Source organism: Nonomuraea sp. ZG12, assembly GCF_052068115.1.
GTDB lineage: Bacteria > Actinomycetota > Actinomycetes > Streptosporangiales > Streptosporangiaceae > Nonomuraea.
In genome coordinates this window covers 1-8847 of the sequence record NZ_JBQHCW010000060.1, presented here as the reverse complement: position 1 = coordinate 8847, position 8847 = coordinate 1, and the positions used below count along the sequence as shown (strand labels likewise).

9 protein-coding genes and 2 pseudogenes are annotated in these 8847 nt (G+C 66.1%); 5 read left to right on the top strand and 6 right to left on the bottom strand.

Annotated elements, in window-relative coordinates:
* Positions 1-221: 221 nt before the first annotated feature.
* Positions 222-797 (top strand): DUF6461 domain-containing protein, encoded by a 576-nt coding sequence (locus ACTMTF_RS49035; protein WP_441116979.1) that lies wholly within the window; start codon positions 222-224, stop codon positions 795-797.
* Here the strand turns inward: ACTMTF_RS49035 and ACTMTF_RS49030 are convergent.
* Together ACTMTF_RS49030 and ACTMTF_RS49025 are read right to left on the bottom strand one after the other, a co-directional pair.
* Positions 788-1000, bottom strand: coding sequence for a hypothetical protein (locus ACTMTF_RS49030; protein WP_441116978.1), 213 nt, complete (start codon positions 998-1000; stop codon positions 788-790). The two genes, ACTMTF_RS49035 and ACTMTF_RS49030, sit on opposite strands and share 10 nt — an antisense overlap.
* Before the next feature lie 994 nt (positions 1001-1994).
* Positions 1995-2336: a hypothetical protein gene (locus tag ACTMTF_RS49025; RefSeq protein ID WP_441116977.1), complete on the bottom strand. Its 342-nt coding sequence runs from the start codon at positions 2334-2336 to the stop codon at positions 1995-1997.
* Between the two features lie 123 nt (positions 2337-2459).
* Here ACTMTF_RS49025 and ACTMTF_RS49020 point away from each other — a divergent pair, with 123 nt between their 5' ends.
* The 3 genes from ACTMTF_RS49020 to ACTMTF_RS49010 all read left to right on the top strand — a co-directional run bounded on the left by ACTMTF_RS49020 (position 2460) and on the right by ACTMTF_RS49010 (position 5382).
* Entirely contained in the window at positions 2460-2921 is a 462-nt protein-coding gene (locus tag ACTMTF_RS49020) for a hypothetical protein (protein WP_441116976.1), read from the top strand.
* Between the two features lie 687 nt (positions 2922-3608).
* Positions 3609-5165, top strand: coding sequence for a PQQ-dependent sugar dehydrogenase (locus ACTMTF_RS49015; RefSeq protein ID WP_441116975.1), 1557 nt, complete (start codon positions 3609-3611; stop codon positions 5163-5165).
* A complete protein-coding gene (locus tag ACTMTF_RS49010; protein WP_441116980.1) occupies positions 5062-5382 on the top strand; it encodes a DUF6193 family natural product biosynthesis protein in 321 nt (106 codons plus the stop codon). Before ACTMTF_RS49015 ends, ACTMTF_RS49010 begins: the two co-directional genes overlap by 104 nt.
* A 519-nt stretch (positions 5383-5901) precedes the next feature.
* Here ACTMTF_RS49010 and ACTMTF_RS49005 read toward each other — a convergent pair.
* From ACTMTF_RS49005 to ACTMTF_RS48995, 3 genes and pseudogenes are all read right to left on the bottom strand, one after another.
* Complete coding sequence (locus ACTMTF_RS49005) at positions 5902-6375, bottom strand: NUDIX hydrolase (protein ID WP_441116974.1); 474 nt, start codon at positions 6373-6375, stop codon at positions 5902-5904.
* Positions 6376-6730: 355 nt separating this feature from the next.
* Positions 6731-6901: pseudogene (locus ACTMTF_RS49000) on the bottom strand (M55 family metallopeptidase); the annotation flags it as partial.
* A 24-nt stretch (positions 6902-6925) separates the two neighbouring features.
* Positions 6926-7062, bottom strand: a pseudogene (locus ACTMTF_RS48995) (M55 family metallopeptidase); the annotation flags it as partial.
* A 175-nt stretch (positions 7063-7237) separates the two neighbouring features.
* On the opposite strand from ACTMTF_RS48995, the gene ACTMTF_RS48990 reads away from it, so the two are divergent.
* On the top strand, positions 7238-8404 hold the full coding sequence (locus tag ACTMTF_RS48990; protein WP_441116973.1) for a cyclase family protein: 1167 nt from the start codon (positions 7238-7240) through the stop codon (positions 8402-8404).
* A gap of 48 nt (positions 8405-8452) precedes the next feature.
* Here ACTMTF_RS48990 and ACTMTF_RS48985 read toward each other — a convergent pair.
* Positions 8453-8847: hypothetical protein (locus ACTMTF_RS48985; RefSeq protein WP_441116972.1), on the bottom strand; the 395-nt coding region annotated here is incomplete at its 5' end.

The window sequence follows — 8847 nt, the reverse complement described above, 5'->3', positions numbered from 1 at the left end:
TGCACACCGCCATCGGTGACGTCCCGCCCGCCGAACACGAAGCCGTCTACTACGCTCAACACCAGCCCCAACCGGCGACTGGAGTCAACCAATAGAGTCTCCACCGATCCCGGCGCGGTTCAGCAGACGGGATGATCAGGCCGGTGAGCGATCTCCGCCGTGGAATTCGTCGGACTCCCCTGGAAAGATCGCCTCGATCATCCATTTTTTGGAGACGCACGATGGCCATGGTTAAGGCGACTGCAGCCACTTATGAGTGGCTCTACCAGGAGTTCACAGACGGCGTGGGCGAGACCTGGCTCTGCGCCTGCTTCGTACGGGACGGGCCTCCTGATGAGGCTCTGCGACGGATAAACGTAGTCGCAGGCAGCCCTCTGGAGGGGGAGGGATTCGGCGTCGCGGCATACCGGGCCAAAGGCGGAACGGTCCTGATCGAGTACGGATGGGGCGCCATCGTCTACCACGGCGCCGGGCTCCTTTCCGAGGGCTCAGCAGCCGCCGCAGTCTGCGTGACAATCAAGGGGGCCGACTTCAAACTCCACAAGAACGGCGACTTGATCACGACCTTCAGCCTGTACAGCTATTGTTATCGAGAGGGCACCGAGCCCGACCGCCTTGAGACTGACGTCACAGACCTTGGGCTGCACATCGGCGGAGACGAACCGGGATTCGTTGACAATCCCACCTCCGCAGCACTGGCCCTTGCGGAGCGAGCCACTGGCGTCCACTTCTCGCCTGCGGCCTACACGCGCACTGCGCTGGTCGGCTCGACAGAGCATCTCCATCCCTACGCGTAGGGAAGCGCAGGAAGATCCTGAATATGCGCGGATTGGCTGAGCGGCTGTTCGATCTTCAGCGCCTTGGTCTCCAGGTCACAACGGACCGAGCCGCCAAGAGCAAGATCCACTTTTGATCCGCAGGCTCTGGGGATCGTGGCTGGCTCTGCCTTGCGGGATATATGCGGGATGATCTTCCCTGGTTGGGAAAGGGTGATAGCCATACCCGGAGGTCAGGGGTCTGATGCATTCAAGAACCTCGGCCCGCTGTAAAACCGTCGGCTTCTCGGTGGTGATCAGCCCCGATTGAGGCGGAAGACGCGTACATCCGTACGGTGTGCCATTCGGTGGCCACAGCGCGACGAGGAAGCTCCGATCAAGGCCAGAGCCACCCACCCGTTACCCAAGGCGCGCCCAGCTTTGCCAGGTCGGCACGTAGGAACCAGGGTTCCCAGAGATCAGGTGTCCACCAAGCTGGGCCAACTCCAGTACCCCCATGCGGCAGGCGGGCCTGTGCTGCCAGATCAGGATCCGTTCGTCCAGGAGTACCTGCAATCCCAGTAGGGGTCACACGGCGCCTGCTGTTCGACGTTGCGGCCTCGGCGTTCGGTGTTACTGCCGGTGTCGCCGGCCACAAACTTGGCGAACAACTTACCGCCTCGGCTGCGGCTGACTGTAACGGGTACCAGCCGTACGCCTATCCTCCGAGCCGGAACGGAGATGTGATCTCCGGAATCGGCGGATGCGGCAACCAAGCCGTCACGGTGGAGATCTGGATCGATGTGCCTGGATTCGACGTAAGGGCAGGCTGCTGTCCCCGAGGTACCAGCCCGGTCACCTCATACGCCTACTGCAGCAGGACCGGCGCCGGAAACTACTACACACTGGCCAGGACAACGGCCGGGAACGTGGAGTCAGCGCGAAGGTGGCTCTGCTAGCCGGTACCGCGCCGGCTGACACCGCCATGAACGGCCGTATCCTGTCCCCTACATGCGGGCGGAGGATGCGGCCGTTCCCCATGAACATGGCTACATATCGACTGGCGCCGAAACGCCGCAATGCACGGCGTTGTATTTACATTGCAGTCCTCAACCGGCGTCCCGGCCCCTACCCCGATTCCGCCGGTCTGGCCGACCGCAGCCGAATGCGAATGCCGCCCCGCCGTCAGAGATTTCTCTTGTTACTCAGCGATCTTGTGGCTGAAAGGTCACCCGAGCGTCAGGCTTTCGCACCCGGCTGCCGCATCTCGCGCGGGGACCATTCCTTGCCGACGAGCCCGGCGCGGTCGAGGATCTTACGGGAGTCCCGCCGCACCGTGTGCGCGTTGCCGTTCTGAGTCCGGAAGACCAGCCCGGAAGTGTCGTCCTGTTCCTCGTGTAGTTCACGCGGCGCCTCCGCGCAGAGCCGAGGAAGCTTGAGCGACCGCCGCGGCTTCACCGTCTTGGTGTCGCTTTCCGCCCGTACGAACGGGCAGGAGCAGACCGGCTGACCGACGACTGGAGCCAGCAGCAGCGCCTCGGCTTCCGTCGAGCGATGATCAGCCCGATCGAGCGTTGCCACGCCTTGACCGCATGACGGGCGCCAACGCTCCAGCGAGCCAGGACGGGCGGTGCGGGCTGGCGCAGGGCAACGCTGTGGCTCACGATGGTGTGGCCGGATCACCCACAGGGGAAGGTCGATGCCATGCGTTCACGTACTTGGCCGGCGCTGGGCGCCGTCGTCGTCGCCGTAGGTCTGCTGGGGACGCAGCCCGCCATGGCGGCGCAGGCGTCGGTGGAGTTCTCCGCCGACTCCGGGGACCAGTGCGGCCGCGGCGTCACGGAGGGAACGCTCGACTGGCTGGAAGAGCCCGTCATCAGGCCGATCGTCCAGGTCAAGGGCACTTTGGCCGATGACCCCGACATCTCACCGTGCGCTCCGGACCAGATGCACTCCAGGGCCACCTTCACAGCCTACAACGGCGACACCATCCTCGACTCCGAGACGCTCCGGGCGGACGACGGCACCGTAGAGCTCGCCTTCGAACTGTCCGACCCGAACGGCGTCACCGCGATCGATCGCGTGGTCGTCCAGGTGTGCCGGTTCCCCAACTCGCCGATCGGGACCAGCTACTGCGGCAAGGCGGCGGAGTACAAGACGCCCTGAGCCGGAGGGTGGAGGCACGGTACATGCCCATCGAGGGGCGCTGGGCTTCATGGCGGGGTCCGGCTGAGCGGCTGGGCCCGTTGAGGTGGGGTGTCAGTCCTGGGCCTTGCCGTGCGGAAGCGGTTGGGGCGCTCGCTGACGAGTTCGGCGTCGCCGTTGCTCCCGAGGGTGTCCAGGGCGCGTTGGCGACCGCTCTGGAGGAACGGTTGAGGACCTTGGCGATCTCGTTGGCGGTGAAGGCGAGGTCGGGGTGCTTGATCAGGTGAGTCAGGACGTCCGGGCGCAGGCTGCGAGGGCGGGGGCGTTGCGGTCGCCGCGCGAGGAGCCCGAGCGGTGGTCCCAAGCTCCTGCCCAGCCTGCGGCGGCCAGGTGCGTAGCGATGTACGTTTCATGAGCCAGTGGCGGGCCTCGCCGAGAGGGTCTCATATCGTCCCTGGTCAGAGAGGCTGCCATGGCCTGGCGTCACCTCTCAGGACGGACGTCGCGGCCGCGGGCCTGGCTGTGACGGCGGGCGAGCGGATACCGTCCGGTCGGGCACGTCAGGGCGAGGAGTCTGCCCGGTCGGCGTCGTACTCCGCTCTGCCGGGCGGGATGCGATCGGGCCGGGCCTGTTGCGAGCCCGGACGCGCTCCGGTCCTGGGAACCAGTGTCCTCCGGACCCCGACGCCCCCCGTCTCTGGAGCCGACATGCCAGCAAAACGCTGGGCAGCCCCCGCGTTGCTCGCCTTGTCCCTGCCGTTGCTCGCCCCGCTGACCGTACTCACTCCACCGGCCGCCGCGGCCGCGTCGTCGTCCGTCACGGACAGCGGCGCGCGGGGGCCGGAAGCATCCACGGTGCCGCTGGAGGAGATCAACGCGACCACCACCCAGGTCGCGTTCGGGTTGCGCCGCCCCACCGCCATCGCCGCGCCCGACGACGGAACGAACCGGCTGCTCATCATCGAGAAGCGCGGCACCGTACGCGTCTACCATCCGGACACCGGTCTCGAACCGACCCCGATCATCGACATCAGGGCGTCGGTGGACGAATCCGGCAACGAGCGGGGGCTGCTCGGCATCGCCCTCGCGCCCGACTTCGCCGAGAGTCAGGACCTGTACCTGGCCTACACCGCGCTGCCGGACGGCGCGGTGACCCTGGCCCGATACCGGCTGGACACCGCGAGCCTCGAGCCCTTGCTGTCCCAGGAGCACGCCGAGCACAGCAACCACAACGGCGGCCAGATCGCCTTCGGCACCGACGGCAACCTGTACATGAGCATCGGCGACGGCGGCGGCTCCGGAGACCCCTTCGACACCGGGCAGCGCCTGGACACCCTGCTGGGCAAGATCCTGCGCGTCGACGTGAGCCGAAGCTGCGGCGACCTGCCCTACTGCGTGCCCGAGGACAACCCGTTCGTCGGCGTCGACGGCGCCCGCGAGGAGATATGGATGTACGGCGGGCGCAACCCCTGGCGCTTCTCCATCGACCATGCGGACGGCTCGATGTGGATCGGCGACGTCGGCCAAGGCCGGTGGGAGGAGATCAACCACATCAAGCCCGGACAGCAGGCCGGCGCGAACCTCGGCTGGTCCTGCTACGAGGGGCTGGAGGTGTTCGACGAGGCTCAGTGCCGCTCCGACGCCGAGTACACCGAGCCGGTCTTCACCTACTCCCCGTACACCGGCGGCTGCGCGGTCATCGGCGGGCAGGTGTACCGCGGTCAAGAGTTCGCCGACCTGGTCGGCGGCACCTACATCGCCACCGACTACTGCTCCAACACCGTGTGGGCGCTGCGCGAGGACGGCTCGGGCGGCTATACCCCTGCCGAGCTCGGCCAGATGCCCACGCAGGTCACCGCGTTCGGCGCCACCCCGGAGGGCGAGTTTTACGTCGTCAACGACCTTCCCGGCGGCCTGCACCGCGTGTCGTTCGAGCGGGCCGAGCCGACCTGCCGGATCGAGCAGACCACGCGGACCTGGGGCGGCGGCATGACCGTAGACCTCACCATCACCAACACCGGCACCACACCGATCAACGGGTGGACGCTGAGGTTCTCCCTCACTCAGGGCCAGACCATCATCTCGGACTGGAACACCGACCTCACCCAGGGCGGTGACATAGTCACCGCGGCCAACGCCGGCCACAACGGCTCCATCGCCCCTGGCCAGAGCGTCACCATGGGCTACCTCGCCAGCCACACGGGCAACGCGTCCCTGCCGAGCCGATACTCACTCAACAGAGACGCCTGCGCCGTCGAACCCTGATCAGTACCGCACCGGTCGCCGATCTGGCCGGTACGGCGGGCATGGCGACCTGATCGAAGCCGCCTACGCCGAGCCCCGGTTGCGGCAGTTCTTCCCCTGCACGGGCCACTGGTCGTTGCGGCTCTCAACGACCAGTGGCTTCCGATTCTCGCCCGCCGCGTTGTCGGCTTCGCAGCTTGTCGTGGGCGTGCCCGGGGAGAACCGGCGCGCTGGGTAGGACGTCCGCCCATGATTTCCGCGGGTACCCGCCAGGCTCACTCGGCAACCGACGACGCCAATCTCAACAGGGAATCTTTCCCTGTAACTGCTCATGGCGGTACGTGCTGGTTGAACGCGCGCTGCTGCTCGGTGAGCCGTCCTTGGGCTTCTTGAACGGCATCCTGAACATCTCCCGGGCACCCTCGTATCCCAGGTCGGTGAGCGTGATCAGGGCAGTCGCTATGACAACGAGCTTAGGCACCCTTTGTAGGGCAGTGGTGCCCGGCCGCGATCGTGACATCTGCGTATGTTGATGAGTTTGAACACCACTGATCTCGTTGCGGTGAGAGTATGGCGCTGCTACTCCCCGTAAGGAGGGCGCCATGGCGCCGCAGGCTGACAAGGTCGCCCTGTACGCCGCCATCCGACGCGAATCCCGTGCTGGCTTGTCGGGCGGATCGAGTCCGGGCACGGTCCGCAGCAGGTGTTCGTTCCGCAGTCGCATCGGCCGGGCGCCGAGGCGCAGGTGGCGGAGGGCTCAGCGGGTCTTGTGGTGGCGTCGTTTCGCCTGGGGCCGCGATCGCACATCGGGCAGGGTCCACGGAGGCTGGCCGTGACGGAGGTGACCGGCGAAGAGCGCGCCGATCCCCCTGGGCATGAAGTTGGCGGCATGGATAGCGGCAGGGGTGAGTTCAATGCCGTCCCAGAAGCATCCGTTGGGTGCTGGAATGCCGAATCGCCAATCGCGACTGCGGCGTGAGTCGTCGTGATCTGCGATATGGGTCACGAACACGTACTCATCGTGGTCGCCCGTCCGGTCGGTGTGAATGAGCGGACCGATTGTTACCTCGATGCCAAACTGCTCGTGCAGAATGCGTCGCAGAGCGTCCTCGAAGGTCGCCGTGGAAGCATCGACCACGCCACCGGGCAATAAGTGGCATTGGGCGTTGTCCGGCAAGCCTTGTCCCAGGGCCAATAGCCGCCCGTCCGGCGTTTTGACGACGGCGCTCAAGCGAACAGTCATAATCGGCCCCATCTGGTTGCTCACCTTCGATCTTCCACGGGCAGGCGGCCATCGTCGATGTTGCCTCGACGCACCGCGCCTGATACTCCATCGGGTCACCGGCCAGGGGCGGCAGCACCTAGCACATACGCCTCTGGAACCTCACGAATGAGGCAAGCGAGAAACAACCCAGGAACCCCAGCTAGCAGCCGCAATCCTCCGACAGGAACATGTGCCACCCCCAGATGGTTCGACCAAGACCTTCACCGACGCCCGCCTCTGCGCTGCCATCGTCGACCGGCTCTCCTTCGGCGGCAACATCATCGAGACGGTGCAGGGCGATGGCGCTGGCCTGCCCGAGTGCTTATTTGACCGCGACAGTGACGGCCGAGGGAACCAGATCACGTAGTTCGGTGCAGGCGGTGTCATCGCCACTGAGCAACACGACCGGCACGCCCAGATGGCCGGCCATGGCGACGTTGAGACCGATCTCGCCCAGGGAACGCCCGGCCACACGCACGTCGAGAAACTGATCTCTGCAGTAGGTTCGGCATCTAGCACGCCGGCGATCACGGCGTTCGCCTCGGCCGTCATCAAGGCCCGACTCCGTTCGTAGTCGTACCGCCCCGGATTCGTCTCGGTGGGATGCACGATCCCCGAGATGCCCTCCATGGCAACAGAGATCAGCGCCTTCATGCCCCGAACCCTACGCATTTCGGCGGGCGGTGGGTGCGCGGCGATGGTCCGGAGATGACCAGCGGACGACTGCAGGGCAGGCAGGGCCGACGCTGTCACGATGCTCAGGCCAGAGCTCAACGCGGCAATGTGCGCATGACAAATCATCGACACTCTCGACGTTCAAGATCTATAAGTGGTGCTCACTCTCGCACGCATGTGGCGCTCTCATTGCGGAGATGGCCTGGATCTTGCCGCCGTGGTGTTTGTGCTGGCCGACCAGTACAGGTCGGGCGGCGCCGTTGGGCCAAGGGGTGGAGGCCTCGGCGAGATCATGTCGAAGGGGAGGGCGGGATACTCTGCCTGCGGTGCCTCGAACCACGTGACCGGAGGAGTCGATGCTGGGATGACGGCAGGGCGACCGATGCCTACACAGGACGACGTGCTCGGGTACTTCAACACGCTGTCGAACTGGGGACGGTGGGGCGACGACGACGAGCTCGGCACTCTGAACCACATCACCGACGACGTCCGGCTGGCGGCGGCGCGGGCTGTGCGCCACGGCAGGAGCGTGTCGTGCGCATGGGAGGTCGCCGTACCGGAAGACATGGAGCGGTCGACGACGACGTGCCCGTGCGCCGCCGACATGCCGGGCGCCGAGAACATGCCGGTGCCCGGATTCCGCAACGACCGGCGCTGGGGCTTTTCGTCCGAGCGGCTCGGCGTCACGTTCCACGGCAACACCCTCACCCACGTCGACTCGCCGTGCCACATCTTCTGGGACGGCACGATGTACAACGGGCGGTCGCACTCGCAGGTCGACGCCGTAACGGGATCGGCGTGGGCGGCCGTCACGGCGGCGGCGAACGGGATCATCACGCGTGGTGTCCTGCTGGACATCGCGAGCGTGCGGGATGTGCCGTGGTTGGAACCGGGGGAGGGTGTGTTTCCCGACGATCTCGAGGAGGCCGAGCGGCGCCAGGGTGTACGGGTGCGATCCGGCGATGCGGTCCTCCTGCGGACCGGCTATGGCCGCGTCCGGCACGAGACCGGTGCGGTCAGCGGTTTCACCCAGGCCGGCTGGCACGCGTCCTGCCTGCCGTGGCTGCACGAACGGGAGGTCGCGCTGATCGGGGCCGACACGCCCCAGGACGTTCAGCCATCGGGGTACGAAGACGTGTTGATGCCGGTTCACGCCGTGAGCCTCGTCGCGATGGGTCTGTGGATGCTGGACAACTGCGACCTGGAGGCGTGCGCGACGACGGCTGCCGAGCTCGGTCAGTGGGACTTCCACCTCGCGGTCGCGCCGGTCCGCTTCGCCGGTACGTCCGGCAGCCCGGTCAACCCGATCGCCACATTCTGACGGGAAGGGTTCGGGAACAACGCTTGGAGCGGCGGCTATATGGGGGGCTCAGTCCGGATAGCTCATGCTGTGGTCGAGGGCGTGCAAACCGTTGGGGCACGTGACGTGCGAGGTCTGATCAACGTTCCGCCACTCACCGTAGTACCAGTTACCGTCGCCGCATTTCACCCAGGCCTGATGCGCGCGGTTGATACACCAGGTCTGCGTGAAGTTGTGGCCGGCCTCTAGAGTGCAGCCGGGCGGTACATAGACACTCACCGACGCACCGGAACTGGGGGCGGCAAAGGCTGACTGCGTGCCGAATGTCAGCATTGCAGCGGCAGTAAGGATGCCGCCGAGCAGCCCGGCACGAATCCGTATTCTCATTGAGGTGATCTCAGCCAATTGCCGGTAGGTAGTCATGCTCGAAATGGGTGAGGACGAGTGCTGCGCGGGCGATGTCG